Source organism: Pseudomonas entomophila (assembly GCF_013523125.1).
In the GTDB taxonomy this organism is placed as follows: Bacteria; Pseudomonadota; Gammaproteobacteria; order Pseudomonadales; family Pseudomonadaceae; genus Aquipseudomonas; species Aquipseudomonas entomophila_B.
Genome location: NZ_JAAMQJ010000059.1, coordinates 1 through 19,435, shown reverse-complemented (window position 1 = coordinate 19,435; position 19,435 = coordinate 1). Strand labels below are relative to the sequence as shown.

Here is a 19,435-nt window from a genome sequence, read left to right as displayed (position 1 = left end):
AGACCAGTTCAACGCATGCAGAATGACTCGAGGCTTCCAGGGCTGCATCGTGATGCGACTTGCCCATGATGACGCCTTCGAGCTGACCCACTGCCCGCTGAAAGGCGATCATTGCGCGCTCGAGTGCGTTTTCGTCCACTCGTTTAGACCCGCGAAGCTCGACTGCCAACCGCTGCCCTTGGACCTTTAGATTGCTGAGGTCCTCCAGACGGACTACCAGGCTCGAATTAAGAATGACGGAATTGCTCATTGCAGGCCTCGCTATAGGGAGTGGCGGCCAGGGAAGCGGCCGATTCGTAGGAATTCATATGCCCCTGCAGCGCAAACGCCACAAAGGCGACGACAACAGCCAGAAGCGGCCGGGCGATCATTGCGAATCAACCTTGCGGCTGGCCCATTGGCGGCCCAACTGGCGGACCTGCTCAACGCCGAGCACACCGACGAAGCCAGCGACTGCATAGGCGTAGCCGCCGGTCATGCCGAACTTTTCCGCGCCGATGCCGACCATGAAAACCAGCACACCACCCAGAGCAGCCTCGAGCAGGCGGCGATCCCAGCGGGGTTCTTTGTCGTCGTAGAGAATGCGCAGGTAACTGAGGATGGTGGCCAAAGCGGCGGGCATGCCGTGGTCACGCAAGGCGGCCGCAAGCATGACCCAGAAGGTCGGATCCTTTTCGGGGGGCATTTTGTGCATCTCGATGGCCTCCCGAGCGGGAGAAAGACGTAAAAAAGCCCCCGGCTGTGAGGCCGGAGGCTGAGGGGACTATCAGGGGTCAGTTCAACATGGTGCTGCGCCGTGATCGCTATAACGCCACGCTAGGCAACAAGGTAGAAGAAAGTGCAAAGCAAATCAAGCAATTTGTGTATCAGATACACATAACGTGTATCTGGCTGACTTGCTCTCCTCGATACAGCAACCTGGGCGGGCTAGAAACCCCAACTAAACCAACTGGCCGCAGCCGCCTGCGGCCTACTGCCTTCCTCTGCCCAGCATCGAACTGGACGACTAGATGCCTCGGCGAACCATGGCCAGGCCTGTGCCCTGCGACCTCCCCGGACCGACCATCAGCTTACCCCGAGGCATTTCCGTGGTTCTAACCTCATCCCCTGTCATTGGGGCTTAAAAAGACAGCCAGCCCGCTTGAGGCGTGGTGTCGGCGGGTTTGTGGTTTTTTTTCTGTCGCGTAACGGTCACGCACGCAAAAGGAGAGGCGCCCGAGTGGAAACCGAGGAAGCCCACGGCGTCGAGCTGGGCATGCCAGCGCTCTAGGGCCTCACGTCGAAGCGGGCCGAGCACGGTTTGGATGTAAGCGGCTGTGGCCTTGCCCAGCTTGTGGTTCTGCAGGAACTCGATCACCAGCGGATTGATATCGAGATTGGCCCACCCTGTCGCTGCGACCTTGCGCAGATCATGACTTACCCACTCGCTGGTGCTGAGACGCTGGAACAGGGCCGAGGCTTCACGCTTGGACAGGGGTCGTCGACCTCGGCCGCGTCGGTGCGGAAACAGATAGTCCCCCTCATACCCACCGCTCACCTGCCAGTCGCGGTAATGCTGGAGGAAGGCGCACAGCTGATTCGTCAAAGCCACCAGGTGATCGCCGTGCTTGGTCTTGGTCTCACGCAGCGGAATGAACCACTCACGGCGCTGCAGCAGATCAATACGGGACCAACGCGCTTGCCGGGTCTCACCGATCCGCGTACCGCAGCACAGCATCAGCAACGCCAAGGCAACACCCTCTGGCTCTATGCTGATCTGTTCACCCAGCGATGCCAGCACTGCTCTGAGGTTTCCCGGCCGCAATGCTGCTTCTCTCGGCAAAATGGGACTCTTGATGAACTGGCTGAACTGCATCCCTGCCAGAGGGTTGGATTCGATCAGGCGTAGATCCAGGGCCTGACACAACGCTGCAGGTAGAACAGCGAAAACCTGGGCGACATAGGAGAGTTTCAAACCTGCCTGGATGCGCTGGATAAGACTTTCATCGACCACAGCACGCGTCAGCTTGGCTAGGTGAACCTCACCCAAGCACGGCAGCAAGTGCCGATTGATGATCGAGGCAACATTGGTACGCCGACCAGCAGACAAGTTGGCGTCCTTGGCCACGCGATCGCGGTACCAGGTCAACAACTCGCCAGTGGTCTGCCAAGCGCCTAGCGGTCTCAGTTTCTGATCTGGCTCGATAGCTGCCGAGGTCAGCAACTCAGGTAGACGCTCGAACAATGCCGCTGCCGATATCTCAGGCCAATTACCAACCTTGTGCCAATCGCTCTTGCCGTTTCGGTACAGACGCAGGTACCAGCTGGCCCGCTCCCTGCGGCTACGGTAACGCAGCAGGACGGGACGCTTAAGGTCGCGTAGGTCACGCACCCCCCCATCGCTGGCCACCCGCTTGATGACTGCTTCCGAGATAGTTGCGACATGGGTTCTTGGGGATTGATTCATCTACTGCATACTCCCAATACGCACGCAGCACAAAGCCGTCCCAAGGCAAACGCACGGGAGCCACTTCGCACCATTAGGTATCTTATAGGTATCTAAAAGGTGTCATTGCGACACCTTTGAACTATCTCTAAGGCATATCGTAGATTATGCCGTGCTTAGGGATATCGAACTGTCGGACTAGTGCCCTGGCCTGTGCAGCCACTTGGTAATATTCAGCGGTCTTCTCCGGGCAAGGACCTGGTCGGTCGAGGTGCTCAACCAGGTCACTGATAAAACCTTGCAGTTCACGAACGTGCAGCAGCAGTGCGTGGGCAGCATCGCGATAGTATCCAGGGCGACAATTCTGCTGCGCTACCGAGAGCTCCACCTTTCGCAGTGTCGAGTAATTCATGGTTCTACTCCTAGTTTTTCTTTGATTTTTGCCCGGACCATGGCCAGGCGCCCTTTGTAAGTTCGGAGGCTGACGCCTAGCAGCAGCGCATGGTCAAGTTGGGTCTTGCCTTGAGGGCCTTGGTAACCTTTCCAGCCACGTCGGTGAGCAACCTCTGACCACCGGGCGGCGTACTCAAGACGAAGCACGTCGACCGCAAGCTGGTCCCGCTTGGCCAGCTCGTACAACACCATTTCCACACGGCGCTCGATCGACTCCTGCGGTCCCTGAATAGGTCGGCCACTGCCCCAGATCATGTCGCCCTTGCAATCCATCCAGCGGGCCAGGACGGAACCGCCGGCACCTGGAATACTGCCTTCAGGACCGTCTGCTACCAGCCAGCGCGCCCATCGCTCGATCAGCTCACTGAGCGCATCATTACCCCGACGCACTACGCACGCTCCCGACGTTGCAGAAGAAGTTCTGATAGGGCCTCAGCAGGCCCCAGGGTGTACTCGTCGCCGTCGTCGGCGCTTGTCACCTGCAGGTCGCCGTGCCGGTTTCTCACATGCTGCGACGGGTAGCCGCGCACATGCCAAATCACACCGCCGGCACTGCGCAGCGCCTGGGCCTCTTCCTCGAGCAGCACGTGGGTATACAACAAGCCCTGCACCTTCCCGCGTTGACGGCGTAATCGGTGCTGGCCCTGCAGGTAAGCGGCTAGAGACGCGGCACGGGTCTCATTCGGGGCAGTTACAGACCATTCCCACAACTGGGGACCGCGTTCGATGGATTGCAGGCGTTTGGCAAATGCCCGGCGGTCCGCTGCAGAACCGCCGGCCAGCCCGATGATCATGAAAGCTGTTCCTTGGCACGCTGCAGCCGCTGCCGACGCTGGTTGATCAGCTCGTCGTGCAGATCGGCAGGGGCAATGCTCATATTGCGCTCGAGGCGGCTTGTCAGGGCCTCCATCGCATCGTTGACAGTCACGTTGGAGGCACACCAGTGGCGGAAGAACCCAAAGATGTAGGGGTCCAGCGCATCAGACGGCGACAGCCCAAGTTCGCTTTGTGCCCAGGCAGCCCACTGCTCGGGCTTAGCGTATAGGCCCAGCTCGGCGTCAGGTATCCAGTCGATGCAGTGCCGCAGCGTTACCCGTAACGATCCGGGGGACGCCTCTTTCCAGATCACCCAGCTAGCTGCGGCCAAGTAGTTGAAGAACCCTTTCACGTCGACCGGCGAGGCCTGCAGCTGGCTTTGCCAATCTTCAATAGACAGCTCGACGACGCCCAGGGAGGCGTCACGACTGACGGCCCAAGCCTCGATGACCTTCAACAGTCGCGCATAGCCAACCAGTCCAAACCGCTGCTCGACCTTGCGAGCCACGGCAGTGCCGGATAAGCCGACAGGCAGCTTAACCCACTGCATGAGTCAGCCTAGATTCAAGGGTCGACTCCAAAGGCCGGAAAATGCCGTTGTAGTCGACTGCACCGGAGGACTTCCGGACGATATTGCAAGCGGAACGAAGGCAAGGCGCACGCTCCTTGCGGTACCAGGCATAGACGGTGCGCTGCTTTTCACCCAGCAAAGAGGCCACGGCGCTGCAGCCGACCTTTCCAGGCCCTTTGCTCTCAATCCAGTCATTCAGATTCACATTAAGTGTTCCATTACACTATTTGTGTAATGTTATGTCCAAAGTGACTGTCCAATCAAGCAGGAACGGTGTAGAGGTTCCACTTATTGTGTATCATGCCTGTTAGCTTATAATGGAATGGACACCGTTACGGCGCCGGACCAACCTGCGACCGCTAGAGAGAGAAAGCATGTCAGACCTGAAAGTCATAATTGCCGACCGCTTGCGACAGTGTCGTATTAGACGGGGCTGGGTACAGCAGCAAGCGGCAGATCGACTGTCCGCACTGGCCAAGACTGACATCAGCTTGTCGCGGTACTCCAATTGGGAAAACGCCATCCGGGCGCCAAAGCAACCGATGGTGATCAAACTGGCAGAGCTTTATGAGGTGTCACCGAGCTGGCTCCAGGGCTACTCGGCAAGTGACAGCGAAAGCATTTTGACCGCGAATTACTTGACCGCAAACGCCTTGCACATCGTAACAGGCACTGGTGAGAACCTGCCGGTCATGCAGACCTCGAACGACATGGCCTTCCATGTCGACTACCTGAAAAAGCGCAACCTGAACCGCAATCGCATGCTGTCGATTTACCAGCTCGACACAAGCATGGAACCCCTGATCCGTAAAGACGACTCCTTATTGGTCGATCAGACCACCACCAAGGTTCAAGGCCGAGACCTGTTCGCTATCGTGGTTGGCCAGGACATTTGGGTACGCTGGATCACCCAGCAACTGGATGGCTCTTATGTCGTCACTGCCGAAGATTCCAAAGCCTACCCCGAGCAGACCCTAAGTGCCGAGGCATTCCAGAAGCTCGATGTCGTCGGACGAATATGCCATATAGGCCACAGCCGATAGCAATTCAGCCACCCTAAGTCCCGCCAAAGCCCCTCAATGGGGCTTTTTTGATGGCTCATATTACACTTAAAGTGTATAGTTCCGCCCATATCAGGAACGGCGGACGGATACCACCCTATGCAGCACGGCAGCATTACCTCCCTCGATGCAAAATCCCCCCAACACGATGAGCCTCAGAGCGGTGCGGATGACGCCGTGAAGCTCATTGGTGCAAGCGCACAGCCTGCGCCCAGACCCTCCCAACTGGTGGAACGACACAAGGAATTGATGGCCATAACGGAGCGGTGCGAGATCATGGCCCGCCTCAAGAAGACCAGTGCCAAGGCATTCTCGATCTACACCATCACCGAGCACTGCGCAGAGCAAGGCGACTACACCGAGATGCACAACGAACACATTGGCAGTTTGGCACTCGAGCTGTACGAAGCCCTCCAGGAGCTTGGCATTCGGATCTCCGAGTAAATCAGCCAGTCATGCAAGGATGCGAACCGTGACAGCGTTTAAAGAGATCACCGGCGAAGACGTGATCGGCCTACCTGGCCAAGCCCTAAGCTGCGCTGAGCTTGCAGCACTGGTAGGCCTGGCTGACGGCCTGCCTAACCGTGTGCTGGCAGCGAATATGGGCATGAGTGAATCAGCCCTGAAAGTGGTAGAGCACAGCCTGCAAGCTAAGCTCGGCGCCAAGAACAAGCCACACATGATCACGCGCGGATTTGCCCTGGGCGTTCTGGTACCGCGCGCGTTGGCCGTTTTTCTATGCCTTGCTGCTGTGCTCGAGGCCGACCACGATCTGCTGCGACAGCGGTTCAACCGTCGACCTCGCAACGTGGTTGAAGTAGCGCGTCTGGTGAAGACTGCACCTTCTACAAGCGGTGGGCGTCCTCTACTGGCAGCGTGACCCGTCACCTCCCAAATCCACACAAAAAAGCCCGCTGCAGGGCACCTTGCAGCGGGCTTTCGTGTATCTGGCGGATACCTCTAGGGTCTACTCACCACCTACAGTGATGCCGTTCTTGAACAGGTTGCGCAAGGCCAGCTTGATGATGGCAGGGCGAGTAAGCCCGAGCGCTTTTCGCTTCTCGTCTACCTCAGCCAGGAAGTCGGTTTCGAAATTGAGACTGATCTTCTGGAGGGTATCTTTCTGAGCAGACACGCGGCCGTCCGGTGCCTGCTCAACGAGCTTGGATTTAGCCGGGTCAGCCAGAGGATCGGAAGCCTGGGGTTGGGCACGGGTCACGCGATTGGCAACGGCCATTTTGGGTATCTCCGGGATAGCTTTTAGATAGCTTTTAGGTGTTGGAGCTATTAGAACACGACCGACATCAGCGCATCCAACTCCGCTATGGCCTGCACATCACGTGGCCGGTAGCACTTGGTGCTCACACCCAGCGCGGCAGCGTCTCCGATTGCGTTCCGTTCGACCAGTCGCGCGCCCAGGTGTTGCACCTCTTCAATCGACTGCAGGTAGGCGTCTGTCGCGACGTTGTCGGCCGGATCGACCAGCTCCTTGGTCACCGGATGCCTGCGCAATGGCTGCGCTTTGTTGAGGAAAGAGTAGATCGGCAGGGGGTTGTCACCTCGCAGCGTCTGCACGTCATGAATCAGCGGCAGCAGCTCGTCCTCGATAGCGTCCGAACCAAAGGTCGCCGGGGTCACAGGAATGATCATCACGTCGGCAATGAGCATGGCCGCACGCAGGGCAGAACTGTCGCGGCCGCCGGCATCTATCACTACCTCGTCGAACTTCTCACGAAGACGCAGCACCTGCGTCGACAGGTCCTTACCTTCCGGGTAATGGGCAAACGTTACCGGCGGCTGGGTACCGGCATCAGTGTGACGCTCTACGGCACGGTTGGCCGATCGTTGACGGTCACCGTTGACCAGCAAGACATCCTTGCCCTGCTCGGCAAGCGAGAAGGCAAGCTGCACTGCCACGGTGGTTTTTCCTTCTCCACCCTTGGTGTGGCCAAGTAGGGTAATGGACATTCTCAAGCATCCTTAGAGGTATCGTAGAGATATCCCTATGGTATCTTAATGAAACCTTTAGTCAACCTTTAGGGTACCTTAAAGGCCAGCACCGCACAAAAGCTGCAGACATGCCACTGGCAACCTCAAGACAAAAAAACCCCGCCGAGTGGCGGGGCATGTGTTACTCGATGTCGGGGCCTTTGAAGTAGTCGTATATCCAGATAAACGATCGGATAGCGCGAACCACGCCCGAGGCATCACATACAATCTTCCATACGCGTACAGCAAGTCGTAGCCAATCCATAAGGATGGGGTCCTGTTGAAGCGAACCTTGGCGTGACATTCCCCTTACCGGCTAGGGCATGCTGCTACTGTGATCATTTGTCGAGATACACAGTACGCCAAAATTCTAGATTGCTTGCATGCCGGCACAGGCTCCCCTGTGAATGCAAGGACCAGGTTCAGCCTGGATGGGTTGTTTATACACCAACCAGAATGAAGGCCGAAGCCTTGGAGAAAGTTTTTCGTCGCGATTAAGGACTATTAGACGAACGGTCTTTTTCAAGCGTTTGCAAAATCAAACTGATTTTTCATCCGTTCATTCCTGCTGAAAGGTGTACGTACCTGCCTCGAACGTGCAGGAAAATCATATGTTTACAGAAGTAAACAAAGGTTTGGTGAACAGCGGAGAATCAGCGTTAATTACACTCAACGATAGTGATGAGGCCGTTAACCGTATTTGAGCAACGGTCCAGCAATTCTGGGGGCCTTGCCATAGTGATTATTGAGCCGCTATAGTCGGATCCGTCGAGATACACAGTACGTCACCAGAGCGCCTCTCAAGCGCAATGGGCATGAAAAGCCGCCCCCTCAAGGCGGCTTTTTTGTGCGCGCAGGATCGCGTAACGCGCGGCGAAAGAGAGTTGCAATTTGCAACCCCAAGCGCTCGGTTCATAACTCGATCGTCAATGCCGTGATGCCAATGCTACGCGCGAACCGCTCGAGCGTGTCGAGGCTGGCCCAGGTCCGCGGACTTTCTCGCTTGGAGCGCACTGGTACCCATTTGAGGCCACGGCGTACCGACAGCTGCCAGCGCTCGCCGTCCTCGGTACGCTGCACTAGAAACTCGCGCGCCGCCTGGCTTTCGACAAGCAAAGCCAGATCCCCCTCCAGATACGCCGATCGCGCCAAACCTAACCCCTTGGTGAGTGATGACCGGCCTGGGCCGGGTCAACGTGATGGCCGCGCCGTTGGCTGCCGTCACGCATGATCACCCGATTATCACCGTTACGCGTCACGCGGACCACTTCTCTCGCCTCGAGCACCAGGTGAAAACCTTCCTGCTGCAGCTGCTGCAGGGTAATGCGCTGGGCCGGGGTCATTCGTCGTCCTCTTCTCGGATCTCAACCGCCTGGCTGCCGGCATTCATCGCTTCGTCGGCAGCTTCATCAAACAGCCGGTGTACCGGCGTTGCGCCCTGCTCGTCCTCGCACTGCAACTGGTCGACGATCTCCTGTACGAACAGCGGCCGATCGACGATCGTGGCCATCGATTGGCCTTTATAGTCGGCTGGCCAACTGTCGGCCATGGTCACCGAATGCAGCAGGGTGTCCGTGTCGATACGAATCACCAGGTCGCGGCCTTCGACGCTGATTTTCGGCAGGACCAGGTCGTCCAATGGACGATCCGGCTGCGATCGGCGCTGCTCGGCCGTGCCGGCATAGATACGTTGCAACACCTCGCACTCGTTGGTGGTAATGGCCTTGGCCACCTGTAGGCCCTGGGCGAAACCCTGGGCCAGGGTCTCACGGCTTTCCAGCAACGCAGGGCCTGCGCGCTCGATGTCTCGACGCAATAGCTCGGCATGCGCAGCCAGGCGCTCAGGCAAGCACAGCGCGCTGATCGGGAGGATTGCTGCAGGTGAAGCGGCAGAAGTCGAACGAGTCATCGGTGGAAAGCTCCGTGCATTGAAATGGGGTGGTATATAAAGCATCGACGGCCGGGCCTCGTCGTGGTGGCTCCTGCAGACGTGCCGACGCGGCGTAATGGGCAGGACTGCTCTAAAACCACTTTACCTAAAAGTGGATACCCATTTTAACTATAAATGGGAATTCCGGGCACAAAAAAAGGCCCCCGGCTTCTACTCGCCTGGGGGCCTCCATTTAACATAGCACCCGCTCCGCCTATTGAGGTAGAGCGCGATATAGCGTGGATCGATGTACGCCCAGTAGACGTGCAACCCCTGCTACCGATTGGCCTTCCTCGATCATCCGTCGCGCATGAGCTACCTGTTCGGAAGTCAGAACAGGTTTTGGCCCGAATCGAACACCTTTGGCTTTTGCAGCAGCTCGACCAGCACTGGTACGCTCACTGATCAACGAGCGCTCGAAGTCAGCAATTCCGGCAAATATCGTTAGGACCATGCGGCCGGCTGGTGAAGTGGTATCAGCCCAAGGTTCGGCTAATGAGCGAAGGCCCGCACCTATCTCCTTGAGCCTTTCAGCTATGTGCAAAAGGTCCGTCGTTGATCTTGCCAAGCGATCCAACCGAGTCACGATCAGCACGTCACCTGGTCGCAAATGATCGAGTAGCCTACTCAGTTCTGGACGGTCTCGTTTGGCTCCGCTGATTTTTTCTTCGAAGATCCGCTGGCAGCCGTTTTGACCCAAGGTCATACGTTGTTGTTCTAGATCTTGGCCTTGTGTTGAAACCCTTGCGTACCCAATGAGCTGACCTGAATTGTGCATGTGGCACCCGTCGCATAATTTGTCGCAAATGATATAACACTTGCGACAGACTTATGCGACATATTGAGGCCAGCAGATCGTAGCTAGGCTGTCTTGTCGCATAATTTAGGATTAAAGCGACAAGCACGGCTAAACAGACAGTGGAGCGAAGCGGGCAACGTAGAGAGATCGCGCTAGCCCTTATCAGCTACCTCCTTTTCGTACTCCTCCCAGCTGGCAAACCCAATGGGACGTTTCGGTTCTTCTGGTTGAGCACGTTTCTGTCGAACCAGCAGGACGTTGATCTGGCTAACGTGTTGGATAAGCTTCACTGGTGAGCCATCAGATTTGGTGCCATAGAACCCGATTAGTGAAGGGTTCCAATAGGTGAGATCAGTGAACGAAAAGGTGATTTCGCTACCAAAATTGACCAGCTGCCCCCCCACCTCATATTCGTCCTCCAGCTCCCTGTGAAAATCATTGATCCACTGTACAAGCCGCCAGTAAAACTCACTGGCATGGTTATGATCAGCGACATCCATGATCGGTGGGCGGTTGTATTCGCGGATGAGGTCGTAAGGTGAGGTCATTCTGTATGTCCCTATCTCTGAAGATGGCAGAGGAGCCATCAGTGTAATAGGGCCACGGTAAGCCAGCGACTTTCTCGCTGGTTTACCGCCAAAATTTTTGAGGGCCGACGCCGATGGCAGGTGACCGATCTTGTAATACAAAGCTTCAAGGTCAAGGCCTTGTCAACCAAACTTTAGCGCTCGAAGGCGCACAGTGATCGATGGCTTCATGAGACGCGTAGAGGCTCTAACATGCCCTTCGCCACGGCATATAGGTTCCGTGCACGCTGAATCGGCTCAGGAGAACTCATACGGAGGCAGCTCCTGGCAGAATCGAGGTCAGAGCAGGGTTGTAGTAGCTAGAGGGTAGGAGAGGCTTGACCGGATCAACGATTTGGCCAAATCGCTATAGTCAGCACCGCCATGGCGCTGGTTGATCGAAGGATTCTGTACTCCGCATGTCTTTCAGCCTTTAACGCAATCCGCCGCTGGCTTGAGCAAGCTTGGCGCCAAGCGCCTGATAAGCAAGCAAACCCTTCCGTCAAGGGCATGAGAAATTTCGACAGTTCCAGCAATTAAAAGTTGCATCTCTTATCATTTTTTGTAATGATCATGTAGGACCTGTGCAACTCAGGTCCGTAAAATTTTCCGGTATGAGACCGGGAAAAATCAGCCGAGAGGGCTTCTGAAATGCAAATCCTAAATAAATTCATCGTCTATAGAGAGGCAATATATGAGCGAAAACCAATCCGCAGCATCCAATACTCCCGCTAACGCACCGCTCGAGCTGGCCTACCAGTCAAAGCGCGCGCAAAAAGAATTCGGGGACCTACCCGAACGCCACCGGGACCGTTTCACGCTGAATCTCGGCTTCATCTTGAACAGGATGGTGCCTTTATGCGATACCAAGGCTTTGACATCCTTGGGTCATGGCGTGTACGAGCTGATCAAAAAGGGTAGCCCGGGGTATCGGGTGATCTACACCACTGAGGTCCCGGGCAAAATCGTAGTGCTTCACGCTACGGAGAAAACCACCAACGGCAGCGATCGCCAAATCGCTAACGTTGTAGAGGAACGCTTGAAAGCCCTGCGCCAGACGAACGCAGGTAAGGGTAAAGCAAAGCGGTAATCTAGTTTAAGGCGATGGCTTTCACAGCATCGCCTTTTTTAGTGTCATGCGCAAAGGCTGCTCGGACTGGTCGGGAGTGAAATCAGTTTCCAGCTTGAAGCCGACCCGCACTAGCATTTCTAGCAGCGTGTCGATTGAGAATTTTTCTAGGTGGCCCTTGAACAAATTGCTCATGCGCGGAGCGCTGACGTGCAGCTCCTTAGCCGCATCCGCTTGCGACCAGCCTTTTTGCCTGATGAGCACAATCAGCGACATGAAAAGCTGGGTTTTCAGGTGCTTCATATTGTATTCAACAGGATCTGACGTGAAGGTCTCGTATAGGTTTTGATTCATCTCATACTTCCTCCGGTACGGTGGAGGTGACTAATGTGTGAGGTAATGCGCGACTGTACGCCGCACGATGCCAGCTTTACGCCGGGGAGGCAGGGCGTTACTAACGCTCACCTGCTAAGCCATATTCTTATCATTTTTGATAAATCATGCAAGCACTATAGTGATTTTTAGTGTGTTTCAGTGCCAATTGAGGCCACATCTGGTGGTTTCAGAGGCTTTACACGGTTCTAGGAGGGACAAAACGCTACTATCGTAGCTCAAGGCGCAAACCCCAGCATTTGCAGTCGGTCCGGCTATCATCTGGGTGTGCTCACACCCAGCACGCCTTCTAACAAGGTCGAACGACCTTGTACCTGTCAACGACACACATAACCGCACTCAGGTCGGCTGATCCGCTGGGGATAGCGGAAAGCAGGACTCACCTATTTCAAGAAGGGATAACATTTCACGCAGCTAAGGTCTCACGCAGCCGCTCCATACCTGCACGTTGTCCTGCAGACGGCTCCTCCTCAGCAGCCAAAGCGTCCAATTGGTCCAGCAACTCAGTGGCTGCTGCTACAATCGCAGCCATGCGCAGACGCATTGCCTCGCTCCCGTGCTCAAATTCCAGGCAGTATTCGCAGCGACCAGCGGCAACCTGTTCCGGCGTCTCGCAATAGATAACGCAGCCAGCATGGGCCTGACATTTACTCATGCAGCGATCTCTCCTTAACGTGCAAAGGCGCGCACCAGCTGCGCGTCCATTTCGCAATAATCCTCATAGGGTACCGCGTCGCAGCAGGCCAACCCCTGCAAGTAACCACGAAAGCGGGGCAGATCCAGACGGCCAGCACGAGCCTCTGCGTGGAATGCGTCCTCGAGCACTTCCAGGGCAAGAGAGTCAGCTGGAAGCAACGCTGCAGCTTTGGCGAATACAGCTTCGAGGGCACCGGTTTGAGGAGTCAGACGGGACATGACAGGCTCATTTTTGGTGGCTGAAAAGCGTTGTACCACCTTCGGGCAACCCAAGGGATTGCCGAGAGGTATCTTTTCGTTACGCGTAACGCTCTCGAATCAGTTTTCAGGCTTGCTTCCAGGCAGCTGTGCACGACCGCCGGGCTGCGCCGGCGGCGCTGCAAGACTCGAAGGTCGTTTGTTGAGCCTCAGCCACAGCTGCTTGCGCTCGAGCGCTTCACCTTCCAGCAGCTCGACGTTGATGCTCTCCAGGCACAGCAGACAGAGACCGCACCCCGAGTCCTGCCTGATATCGTTCTTGGAATGACTGAACAACACGTTGCACTCGCGGCAGTACAGCGACTGATCGACCGGATCGGCATGGTTTGTATCGGCAGGCTGAAAGTCCCAGCGCTCATCGCAAGCCAGGCAGCGCGCTCGCAACGAACCTGAGCGCGTCTGTTTCAGCTCCCCGCCGCAGGCCTGGCATGGCTGGCTGGCCAGGTGCTCGAGCATCGCGCGGTCCACCTCTGAATGATCACGCTTGCCGCGTCGAAGGCCTTTGCCGTGGGACGCCTTGAGGCTCCGGTATTCGCGCAGAATTGCCTCACCACCTGCCTGCAGATGCTCGCCGCGCTGCATCTGGCATTCGAGGCCATAGAGCCGCAGTGCCTGATATTCCCGATCGTCCATAGATACCAACCTTACGTCGACTTTTGGAGGATGTCGGTTAGCTCGGCCGCCATTTCGGCCAGCTGCGCCTGCAGCCGAGTGTTCACACGCTGCAGGCTTTCGTTCTCGGCACGCAGCCGCGCGTTGTCATCCCAGGCAGCGCCGCGCTCCTTGAGTGTCAGAGCGTATTCATCGCGGTTCTTCTCGACCTCGGCACGCAACTTCGCCGCCTCTGTCACCTGCTCGCGCAGCTGCGCTTTGAGCATATCCTGCTCGTCAAAGAATGCCTGCCGCATTTCATTCACCCGCTGCAGGCTTGCTTCGGCACGCTCTAGGCGGCCACGCACACCCAACACAGCGCGGCGCTGGATCCGTTCTGCAGCGTTCACCCATTTCTCAGGCTGCTCCGGGCACAGCTTGCGCAACAAGGCGTCTGTCATCTGCGCAGTGTAATCGCATGCGCCTTGCTCAAGCTCGCGAACTGCCTCACGTGTCATAACTCCCTGAGCCAGCCACATGCGCTCATCCAGGGTTAGGTTGAGAGTCTTGAGGCCCTCGGCTTCGCGCTGCTGCTTGAGTCTTTGACGGTGCCGACGCTGCCGCGCTGCAGGAGAAAGTGGCCCTTCGGACTCCTCGTCAGCAGGTACCGGAGCGGCTGCTTCCAGCTGCGCAAGCATGCCTTGCGGCAAGTCGTAGAAACCGAATGTGGCTTGTTCTTCCTTTGTCTCGAGCACGGCCAATCTCTCCCAGGGCGTTGCACCATGGGGCTAACTTTATGTCGGTCCGCAGCAGACTGTCAATACCTCAGAGGTATCTTAAAGATACCTATGAGGATGCAATTAAATATCCTTAAGCTATCTTTCGGATGCCTCTGCAAAGTCAGGCGCTACCAGTCGGCAGTACACGGTCAAAATCCGCCACACGGCATAGGGAATGTCATTACCGTTGCCGCCTGCCCACTTGCGGATCTTCTCCGGCCGCACACCGAGCAAGCGCCCGGCCGTGCTGCCTGTCAGCTTGCCGACGCGCATGGCTTCGCGGAACTCGTCCGTGGTCGGCGGCTGCCAGTTGGCGGAATAGGTATCGAGCAGCCCCGGCCTGGACAGTCCCAGTTCGGCAACAGCCACCGATCGCTCCAGGACACGCATCGGCTCGCCCTCAATCTCAAGACTGGCCGCACCCTCGCGGACCAGCGCACGCATTGCCTCCCCAAGGTCAGGGGCCGGCAACTCCATACGTGATCCGTCGTGGTACCTCAGTGCGAACATTCAAGCCTCCTATGCTGGGCCGGTCGCACCGGCCTAGAACGGCAAAGCGCGCCGATTGGCGCGCCTTGCGCGTAATGCTGGGCCGCGATCGCGCCCCGAGGGGCGAGACATTAAAACGCCGTCAATTCATCGTCAATTCATGACTCACCCCGCACAGGGTAATGGCGCACCAGGACAGCGAAACCATCCTGCCAGCATGTCCAGCCCGAAGGGCCTGACAGCAGGCCTTGCCGGAAATGATCGTGGCACTGATAGAACCCCTCAGATTCCAGCCAGGCGCCAATGCGAACCAGCAGGGCACGGTCGGGGTGCTCTTGCTCGGCGAGGGAGGGAACGGAAAACTTGAGACAGCCTGCGGCTCTTGGCCCGGTGTAGCGAACGTTCGCCCGACGGTCGAACGCTTGAGAAAAGGCCGCCTTCAAAGCGACCACGTGCGTGGCTTGCTTGGTCATCGGATGAAGCTCCGGTGTGCGGTCTTGGCGGATGCCCGACCTTGCTGACGACTCTACCGGCGCAGCGGATTGACAGTCAATCGCCCACGAAGGCGCAGGCACGCCCAAGAAGCTACGTGCAGGCCTACCGCGCCGATGGCCTGGAGTTCTAGTGAACGCCTCTAGGAAGTCACCACAGGCGGCCAGGAGAGGCAAATAGTACGAACCGCACCCCCTTTCCTGATTACCGGAGCGCAATGCGCGACCTGCAGGGCCGTAGGCCGGCGCGTGAAGAAGCGAAGGGCCGTTGTGTGGTGATGCCTGTTTGATTGGCCGTTGCACGGCCCACAGCGACTGGAAGGCGCCTTACAGGGGAATGGCGGCGGTACCAGCGCAGAGGCTTTACCTCTGAGCCCGCGCCTCCAGGCGCGAAGTGGCTCAGGCATCATTGTCTTAGGGGGGGTAGTTATACACATGGCACGCTTCATGCGCTTTAAGGGCACTGCTTTAGCTCCTGCGGTACCAGTGCACGGCATGTTTTGCACTTGTTCAATTCACTGCATGGCCACCTCGAGCGCGCTGCAGGGCACGGCAGGTGAAAGCAGGGCACAGGCGCACAACTCGATGGCCAGGTGGGGTGATTTGGAGCGGATTTAGGAGGCTGGAGGGGGTTTGTTGAGGGAAGTCTTTTGCACGGACGTGCGAAAGCACCGCAGGACGCGGTGCAAGGTGGACGTGGGCCTAACGGCTGTCGGGGTGGATTCGGAAGTGCGGGTAAAGCCTGCAGAACTCTACGGACGCCTGGAGACCGCGTAGCCCAGTCTTCACCACGAACTCGGTCCAAGCACGCATGTAGCTGTCGCGGTAGGTGTCGTCGGCCTGCTTCTTCGTGCGTTGCTCATGCTCACGCCGCGAGCGCTTGGCGTCTTCGTGCGCGCTCCTGCGGTCCTTGGCTCGGGCCTGATCGGCCAGCGCTTCGGCCTTGGCTGCAGCCGTGTCCTGCGCAGTGACCTTCTTGAGCTTGGCTTTCATCGCGCTGCGCGCCTGGGCGAGCAGGTGGCCAAGGCCTAGGTCGATGAAGAATTGAGCGCGCACGTTAATGGTCGTGCGAGTGATCCACTGCTTGCCATTGTGGAAGATCCGCCGCTGCTTGCGACGAATGTACTTGGCCACCTCCAAGTCGCTGAGCAGGCGCGAAACCGTCCACTCATTGACGCCAGAGTCCTCGGACAGGCCGCGCTGACGGTTCAGGCGATACTCACCGTTCTGGTAGTACCCGAGCACCATGGTCGACAGATCGAGCCGGGCCAGGAGCGGCCCCGCTATACGTGCCAGGCTGTCCCACTTCTGCTGATAGGTGCGATAGCCTGCAGGGCTTAGGCAATCCATACGGCGCAGCCAGCGCGCTTGCCGCTGCTTGGCCTCTTCCTGGATGCGTTCTTCTGCCTTGGACAGCAGGCCATCGAAGGCAAATTTTTGCTTGTCGGAAAGACCACGAAGGCGCCGGGGGTGCTGCGAACGGTCGACGGTGCCGACTGGACGACGACGCTTGACTGCCTTGGGCGGGATACTGGCCAGTCCATTGAACTGCGCACCTCGTACCGAGGTGGCCAGGACGGCGCGTACAGGTTTAGGAGCAGGCGCGAGCTTCATGCGCTCACCCCGCCGAAACGGTGCGCGTGACGCGTCACGATGGCCCGATAGACTTCGGGCCTGCTACGGGTGCGCGAAACCAGCGCGCAGCCCGTCTGGGAGGCCTTGCCAAACATCATGTTTCCCCAAGTATGGGGCTTGCTTAAAACATGATCAGCGCATAGACTCTCACCTTGTCCGGTCGAGAACCTATTTGGTTGCTCCGATCTAAAAGCCCCGAGGATGCCAGTCCTGCGGGGTTTTTCTTTTTAAGCCTGCCTAAATTCCGTTTGTCTCTTCTTCTTACAGCGCTCCGGCCTCTTTTGAGCCGGTAACGCGGGGCAGGATATCGCGCCTGCCTCTTCTAGTCCACTATTTGTGTAACTCCTACACCTTTCGGACAGCACGTATCGCTAGCAGCACCCCCTGCAGGTACAGCACCTCGCCGGGGTCAGCATCGTCGCTTTTACCTTTCAGGTCTAGGAACCACTCCAGAGAATGGCATATCGCGTCGATAGTAGACGCGGAATCGTCCTGAATCAAAGGATTCGAGTTGGCTTGTGTGGACAAAGGTGGGGCGCTCCTACGGCTATCGGCTTGGGCTGCATGATATCCCGAACCTTTTTTACTGGATACTCATACAGGTATAGTACAGATCGATTGGATCCGGTCCAATCTGTAAATGACCTTATATCAATGACCTATGGCCCTGCATCCGAACCCGGTCCACTTACTCGCACCTGACCACGCGTGGCCTCCAACACATAAGCCTGACAGGCCTGCAGCGCTCTTAATCCGTCGTCGCCGTCGCCGGTGATGCCGATAATTCGTTGAGCATGCGCTGGGTCAAGTTCGGCTCGCGTGGCTCCATGAACCACGCCGCCGGCGCCGGCGGCGGCTCGCAGCCCACCGTTACCACCTGCGGGGGAACCGGCGCCGGCGTTGAGTAGGACTGACAGCCGCAGGTCAGCAGTAGCAAGCCTGTCACGCAGGCGATCGCGCTCGTTTTGAGCATGGGTGAGTTCCTTGTGGTGAAGTTGGTCTTGCGCCTGTAGGCGCTGCTCGAGCGCCCCGCGCTTGGCTTGTTGCTGCTGTACCTGCTCCAGGACCTTCGAGACAGCGCTGGCCTGCCGCTGGGCAGACTGGCGCTCCATGTCGGCCAGCTCGCGGCTCTTGCTGGCCAGCTGTCGCCCATACTCATTGTCCTGCCAGAGCCAGGCGCCCCGACCACCGACGTACAGGCCCAGCAGCAGTACCAGGATCGCCAACCGCCAGTTCAGGCCCATCACTGCAGCACCTGCAGCGCGGCCTTATAGAACGCCTCACGTTCCTCCAAGCCGTTGGTACCTCCATTGATCCGCTTGGTGATGGTCACGAAAGCCCCCTTGTCGGCCAAGCTGTTCAGCCCCTCCTTGTGCCAGAACCAGGCCGCCGAGTTCGCCGCATGCTCTGGCTGCTCGAGCAGTTCGGGGTGGTTGAGCAGATCCAGGCCCAGGGCCTCACCGCAGCGCGCGTGGTTGTCGCGCCCAGTGATCTGGATCAGGCCGTGGCCGCGATACTTCTGCCCGTCGCCGTCAGCCTCGGGCGTGTTGCCCAGGCGCGCGGCCAGGGGGCCGGTGTCGTACTTGGACAGGTACTTGTCACTGCCCAGCTCGCGCACGTAGCGGAACTGCCCAGACTCGTGCCCGACCTGGGCCAGGAAGGCCGCGCGGCGCAGTCTGGTGACGATGCCCCATTTGCCCATGGCCGCATTGAGCGCAGGAACAAAAACGCCGGCGTTGCGGCCGGCGTTGGGGAAAATCTGCTGTAGCTGTCGAACGGTGATGGTCATCTTGCTTCTCCAGATAGGGGGCATGGCCCCGCGTTACACCTGCACCACACGAAGCGGCTTGTCGGTTTTCTTGGTCTTTTTGCCTTTGGCTTTCGCCTTGCCCTTCTTGCCGCCGTTGCACTCCACGGTCGTGGCCCACCCGGACTGGGTGAACACCTGCTCTACCCCATCCACCAGGTACTCGCCGTCCAAGCCAGGCTTGAACCCCTGGGCGTTGATCGAGCGTTCGGCGAACAGATCAGTGCGTCCAGGCATCTCCAGGCGCACGCTGGCGGTGCTGCGGTTGAACGCTGCCAAGCGCGCCTTTGCGGCCTGCTGGGCGGCGGTCTTGTTGGGGTAGACGTGCCGATCGGTATGCACCGGCGGCAGGCTGTCCGGGGCGTCGTCGTTGCCCAGCTCGACCACCTGCAGCTTTCCAGTCTTCTGGTCTTGGTGCTGGGTCTTCACCGCCTTCTGCGTGCTGCGATCGCCAAGCCGGAATTGGTACCGATTCACGTCGGTCTTGTTTATCGTCACCACCGACATGGCCTTGCCGGTGGTGCTCTGCCCGCCCTGACGCGGCATGACCAGCAGCTTGCCTTCGGCCACCTTGGCGGTGCAGTCGTATTGCTTGGCCAGGCGGGTGATGAAGTTAA

At 58.0% G+C, this 19,435-nt stretch carries 29 protein-coding genes; 4 read left to right on the top strand and 25 right to left on the bottom strand.

Going from position 1 to position 19,435, the window contains the following annotated elements:
* The 7 genes from G7007_RS20765 to G7007_RS20735 all read right to left on the bottom strand — a co-directional run.
* Nucleotides 1-250 (bottom strand): hypothetical protein (locus G7007_RS20765; protein ID WP_181104834.1); only part of this gene is annotated, 250 nt, incomplete at its 3' end.
* Between the two features lie 117 nt (nt 251-367).
* On the bottom strand, nt 368-685 hold the full coding sequence (locus G7007_RS20760) for a phage holin, lambda family (protein ID WP_027915051.1): 318 nt from the start codon (nt 683-685) through the stop codon (nt 368-370).
* A 435-nt stretch (nt 686-1,120) separates the two neighbouring features.
* The gene (locus G7007_RS20755; RefSeq protein WP_181104833.1) at nt 1,121-2,446 is read right to left on the bottom strand and encodes a tyrosine-type recombinase/integrase; all 1,326 of its coding nucleotides are present in this window, start codon (nt 2,444-2,446) and stop codon (nt 1,121-1,123) included.
* Nucleotides 2,447-2,573: 127 nt separating this feature from the next.
* Entirely contained in the window at nt 2,574-2,837 is a 264-nt protein-coding gene (locus G7007_RS20750) for a hypothetical protein (protein ID WP_181104830.1), read from the bottom strand.
* Nucleotides 2,834-3,268, bottom strand: coding sequence for a hypothetical protein (locus tag G7007_RS20745; RefSeq protein WP_181104829.1), 435 nt, complete (start codon nt 3,266-3,268; stop codon nt 2,834-2,836). Before G7007_RS20745 ends, G7007_RS20750 begins: the two co-directional genes overlap by 4 nt.
* Nucleotides 3,268-3,672, bottom strand: a complete 405-nt coding sequence (locus G7007_RS20740; RefSeq protein ID WP_181104828.1) for a hypothetical protein — start codon at nt 3,670-3,672, stop codon at nt 3,268-3,270. Before G7007_RS20740 ends, G7007_RS20745 begins: the two co-directional genes overlap by 1 nt.
* Nucleotides 3,669-4,244, bottom strand: coding sequence for a hypothetical protein (locus tag G7007_RS20735; RefSeq protein WP_181104826.1), 576 nt, complete (start codon nt 4,242-4,244; stop codon nt 3,669-3,671). Before G7007_RS20735 ends, G7007_RS20740 begins: the two co-directional genes overlap by 4 nt.
* Nucleotides 4,245-4,639: 395 nt before the next feature.
* Here G7007_RS20735 and G7007_RS20730 point away from each other — a divergent pair, with 395 nt between their 5' ends.
* The 3 genes from G7007_RS20730 to G7007_RS20720 all read left to right on the top strand — a co-directional run bounded on the left by G7007_RS20730 (nt 4,640) and on the right by G7007_RS20720 (nt 6,206).
* Nucleotides 4,640-5,308 (top strand): XRE family transcriptional regulator, encoded by a 669-nt coding sequence (locus tag G7007_RS20730; protein ID WP_181104825.1) that lies wholly within the window; start codon nt 4,640-4,642, stop codon nt 5,306-5,308.
* Nucleotides 5,309-5,602: 294 nt separating this feature from the next.
* Nucleotides 5,603-5,770 (top strand): hypothetical protein, encoded by a 168-nt coding sequence (locus G7007_RS20725; protein ID WP_181104824.1) that lies wholly within the window; start codon nt 5,603-5,605, stop codon nt 5,768-5,770.
* 28 nt (nt 5,771-5,798) lie between these two features.
* Nucleotides 5,799-6,206, top strand: coding sequence for a LuxR C-terminal-related transcriptional regulator (locus G7007_RS20720; RefSeq protein ID WP_181104823.1), 408 nt, complete (start codon nt 5,799-5,801; stop codon nt 6,204-6,206).
* 87 nt (nt 6,207-6,293) lie between these two features.
* On the opposite strand, the gene G7007_RS20715 is transcribed toward G7007_RS20720, so the two are convergent.
* The 7 genes from G7007_RS20715 to G7007_RS20685 all read right to left on the bottom strand — a co-directional run bounded on the left by G7007_RS20715 (nt 6,294) and on the right by G7007_RS20685 (nt 10,592).
* Nucleotides 6,294-6,563: a hypothetical protein gene (locus G7007_RS20715; RefSeq protein ID WP_181104822.1), complete on the bottom strand. Its 270-nt coding sequence runs from the start codon at nt 6,561-6,563 to the stop codon at nt 6,294-6,296.
* A 50-nt stretch (nt 6,564-6,613) separates the two neighbouring features.
* Nucleotides 6,614-7,294, bottom strand: coding sequence for an AAA family ATPase (locus G7007_RS20710; RefSeq protein ID WP_181104821.1), 681 nt, complete (start codon nt 7,292-7,294; stop codon nt 6,614-6,616).
* 933 nt (nt 7,295-8,227) lie between these two features.
* Entirely contained in the window at nt 8,228-8,431 is a 204-nt protein-coding gene (locus G7007_RS20705) for a hypothetical protein (RefSeq protein ID WP_308852320.1), read from the bottom strand.
* Between the two features lie 38 nt (nt 8,432-8,469).
* Nucleotides 8,470-8,658 (bottom strand): hypothetical protein, encoded by a 189-nt coding sequence (locus G7007_RS20700; RefSeq protein ID WP_181104820.1) that lies wholly within the window; start codon nt 8,656-8,658, stop codon nt 8,470-8,472.
* Nucleotides 8,655-9,224 carry a hypothetical protein gene (locus G7007_RS20695; RefSeq protein ID WP_181104818.1) on the bottom strand — a complete coding sequence of 190 codons (570 nt, stop codon included), beginning with the start codon at nt 9,222-9,224 and terminating at the stop codon, nt 8,655-8,657. Before G7007_RS20695 ends, G7007_RS20700 begins: the two co-directional genes overlap by 4 nt.
* Nucleotides 9,225-9,459: 235 nt before the next feature.
* A complete protein-coding gene (locus tag G7007_RS20690; RefSeq protein WP_181104817.1) occupies nt 9,460-10,023 on the bottom strand; it encodes a recombinase family protein in 564 nt (187 codons plus the stop codon).
* Between the two features lie 173 nt (nt 10,024-10,196).
* Nucleotides 10,197-10,592 (bottom strand): DUF6173 family protein, encoded by a 396-nt coding sequence (locus G7007_RS20685; protein ID WP_181104816.1) that lies wholly within the window; start codon nt 10,590-10,592, stop codon nt 10,197-10,199.
* Between the two features lie 712 nt (nt 10,593-11,304).
* Between G7007_RS20685 and G7007_RS20680 the strand changes: the two genes are divergently transcribed.
* On the top strand, nt 11,305-11,700 hold the full coding sequence (locus G7007_RS20680) for a type II toxin-antitoxin system RelE/ParE family toxin (RefSeq protein ID WP_181104815.1): 396 nt from the start codon (nt 11,305-11,307) through the stop codon (nt 11,698-11,700).
* 21 nt (nt 11,701-11,721) lie between these two features.
* Here the strand turns inward: G7007_RS20680 and G7007_RS20675 are convergent, their stop codons facing one another.
* From G7007_RS20675 to G7007_RS20625, 11 genes are all read right to left on the bottom strand, one after another.
* Complete coding sequence (locus G7007_RS20675) at nt 11,722-12,033, bottom strand: helix-turn-helix domain-containing protein (protein WP_181104814.1); 312 nt, start codon at nt 12,031-12,033, stop codon at nt 11,722-11,724.
* A gap of 445 nt (nt 12,034-12,478) precedes the next feature.
* On the bottom strand, nt 12,479-12,727 hold the full coding sequence (locus G7007_RS20670) for a hypothetical protein (RefSeq protein ID WP_181104813.1): 249 nt from the start codon (nt 12,725-12,727) through the stop codon (nt 12,479-12,481).
* Nucleotides 12,728-12,741: 14 nt separating this feature from the next.
* On the bottom strand, nt 12,742-12,987 hold the full coding sequence (locus G7007_RS20665; protein WP_181104812.1) for a hypothetical protein: 246 nt from the start codon (nt 12,985-12,987) through the stop codon (nt 12,742-12,744).
* A 99-nt stretch (nt 12,988-13,086) separates the two neighbouring features.
* Nucleotides 13,087-13,659 carry a hypothetical protein gene (locus G7007_RS20660; RefSeq protein WP_181104811.1) on the bottom strand — a complete coding sequence of 191 codons (573 nt, stop codon included), beginning with the start codon at nt 13,657-13,659 and terminating at the stop codon, nt 13,087-13,089.
* 11 nt (nt 13,660-13,670) lie between these two features.
* Nucleotides 13,671-14,372, bottom strand: a complete 702-nt coding sequence (locus G7007_RS20655; protein ID WP_181104810.1) for a hypothetical protein — start codon at nt 14,370-14,372, stop codon at nt 13,671-13,673.
* Nucleotides 14,373-14,492: 120 nt separating this feature from the next.
* Nucleotides 14,493-14,906, bottom strand: coding sequence for a hypothetical protein (locus G7007_RS20650; RefSeq protein ID WP_181104808.1), 414 nt, complete (start codon nt 14,904-14,906; stop codon nt 14,493-14,495).
* Nucleotides 14,907-15,043: 137 nt separating this feature from the next.
* Nucleotides 15,044-15,358 carry a hypothetical protein gene (locus tag G7007_RS20645; protein ID WP_181104806.1) on the bottom strand — a complete coding sequence of 105 codons (315 nt, stop codon included), beginning with the start codon at nt 15,356-15,358 and terminating at the stop codon, nt 15,044-15,046.
* Between the two features lie 720 nt (nt 15,359-16,078).
* A complete protein-coding gene (locus G7007_RS20640) occupies nt 16,079-16,990 on the bottom strand; it encodes a hypothetical protein (RefSeq protein ID WP_181104804.1) in 912 nt (303 codons plus the stop codon).
* A 680-nt stretch (nt 16,991-17,670) separates the two neighbouring features.
* Nucleotides 17,671-18,255, bottom strand: coding sequence for a lysis system i-spanin subunit Rz (locus G7007_RS20635; RefSeq protein ID WP_181104802.1), 585 nt, complete (start codon nt 18,253-18,255; stop codon nt 17,671-17,673).
* Entirely contained in the window at nt 18,255-18,800 is a 546-nt protein-coding gene (locus tag G7007_RS20630) for a glycoside hydrolase family 19 protein (protein ID WP_181104800.1), read from the bottom strand. The genes G7007_RS20635 and G7007_RS20630 overlap by 1 nt, the downstream gene beginning before the upstream one ends.
* A 33-nt stretch (nt 18,801-18,833) precedes the next feature.
* Nucleotides 18,834-19,435 (bottom strand): phage late control D family protein (locus G7007_RS20625; RefSeq protein WP_258198640.1); only part of this gene is annotated, 602 nt, incomplete at its 5' end.

Excerpts from the sequence above, each read along its gene's own strand:
- G7007_RS20760 (WP_027915051.1), bottom strand. The coding sequence starts at position 685 with ATGCCCCCCGAAAAGGATCCGACCTTCTGGGTCATGCTTGCGGCCGCC.
- G7007_RS20755 (WP_181104833.1), bottom strand. The coding sequence starts at position 2,446 with ATGAATCAATCCCCAAGAACCCATGTCGCAACTATCTCGGAAGCAGTC.
- G7007_RS20750 (WP_181104830.1), bottom strand. The coding sequence starts at position 2,837 with ATGAATTACTCGACACTGCGAAAGGTGGAGCTCTCGGTAGCGCAGCAG.
- G7007_RS20740 (WP_181104828.1), bottom strand. The coding sequence starts at position 3,672 with ATGATCATCGGGCTGGCCGGCGGTTCTGCAGCGGACCGCCGGGCATTT.
- G7007_RS20735 (WP_181104826.1), bottom strand. The coding sequence starts at position 4,244 with ATGCAGTGGGTTAAGCTGCCTGTCGGCTTATCCGGCACTGCCGTGGCT.
- G7007_RS20730 (WP_181104825.1), top strand. The coding sequence starts at position 4,640 with ATGTCAGACCTGAAAGTCATAATTGCCGACCGCTTGCGACAGTGTCGT.
- G7007_RS20725 (WP_181104824.1), top strand. The coding sequence starts at position 5,603 with ATGGCCCGCCTCAAGAAGACCAGTGCCAAGGCATTCTCGATCTACACC.
- G7007_RS20715 (WP_181104822.1), bottom strand. The coding sequence starts at position 6,563 with ATGGCCGTTGCCAATCGCGTGACCCGTGCCCAACCCCAGGCTTCCGAT.
- G7007_RS20710 (WP_181104821.1), bottom strand. The coding sequence starts at position 7,294 with ATGTCCATTACCCTACTTGGCCACACCAAGGGTGGAGAAGGAAAAACC.
- G7007_RS20700 (WP_181104820.1), bottom strand. The coding sequence starts at position 8,658 with ATGACCCCGGCCCAGCGCATTACCCTGCAGCAGCTGCAGCAGGAAGGT.
- G7007_RS20695 (WP_181104818.1), bottom strand. The coding sequence starts at position 9,224 with ATGACTCGTTCGACTTCTGCCGCTTCACCTGCAGCAATCCTCCCGATC.
- G7007_RS20690 (WP_181104817.1), bottom strand. The coding sequence starts at position 10,023 with ATGCACAATTCAGGTCAGCTCATTGGGTACGCAAGGGTTTCAACACAA.
- G7007_RS20685 (WP_181104816.1), bottom strand. The coding sequence starts at position 10,592 with ATGACCTCACCTTACGACCTCATCCGCGAATACAACCGCCCACCGATC.
- G7007_RS20680 (WP_181104815.1), top strand. The coding sequence starts at position 11,305 with ATGAGCGAAAACCAATCCGCAGCATCCAATACTCCCGCTAACGCACCG.
- G7007_RS20675 (WP_181104814.1), bottom strand. The coding sequence starts at position 12,033 with ATGAATCAAAACCTATACGAGACCTTCACGTCAGATCCTGTTGAATAC.
- G7007_RS20670 (WP_181104813.1), bottom strand. The coding sequence starts at position 12,727 with ATGAGTAAATGTCAGGCCCATGCTGGCTGCGTTATCTATTGCGAGACG.
- G7007_RS20665 (WP_181104812.1), bottom strand. The coding sequence starts at position 12,987 with ATGTCCCGTCTGACTCCTCAAACCGGTGCCCTCGAAGCTGTATTCGCC.
- G7007_RS20660 (WP_181104811.1), bottom strand. The coding sequence starts at position 13,659 with ATGGACGATCGGGAATATCAGGCACTGCGGCTCTATGGCCTCGAATGC.
- G7007_RS20650 (WP_181104808.1), bottom strand. The coding sequence starts at position 14,906 with ATGTTCGCACTGAGGTACCACGACGGATCACGTATGGAGTTGCCGGCC.
- G7007_RS20645 (WP_181104806.1), bottom strand. The coding sequence starts at position 15,358 with ATGACCAAGCAAGCCACGCACGTGGTCGCTTTGAAGGCGGCCTTTTCT.
- G7007_RS20640 (WP_181104804.1), bottom strand. The coding sequence starts at position 16,990 with ATGAAGCTCGCGCCTGCTCCTAAACCTGTACGCGCCGTCCTGGCCACC.
- G7007_RS20635 (WP_181104802.1), bottom strand. The coding sequence starts at position 18,255 with ATGGGCCTGAACTGGCGGTTGGCGATCCTGGTACTGCTGCTGGGCCTG.
- G7007_RS20630 (WP_181104800.1), bottom strand. The coding sequence starts at position 18,800 with ATGACCATCACCGTTCGACAGCTACAGCAGATTTTCCCCAACGCCGGC.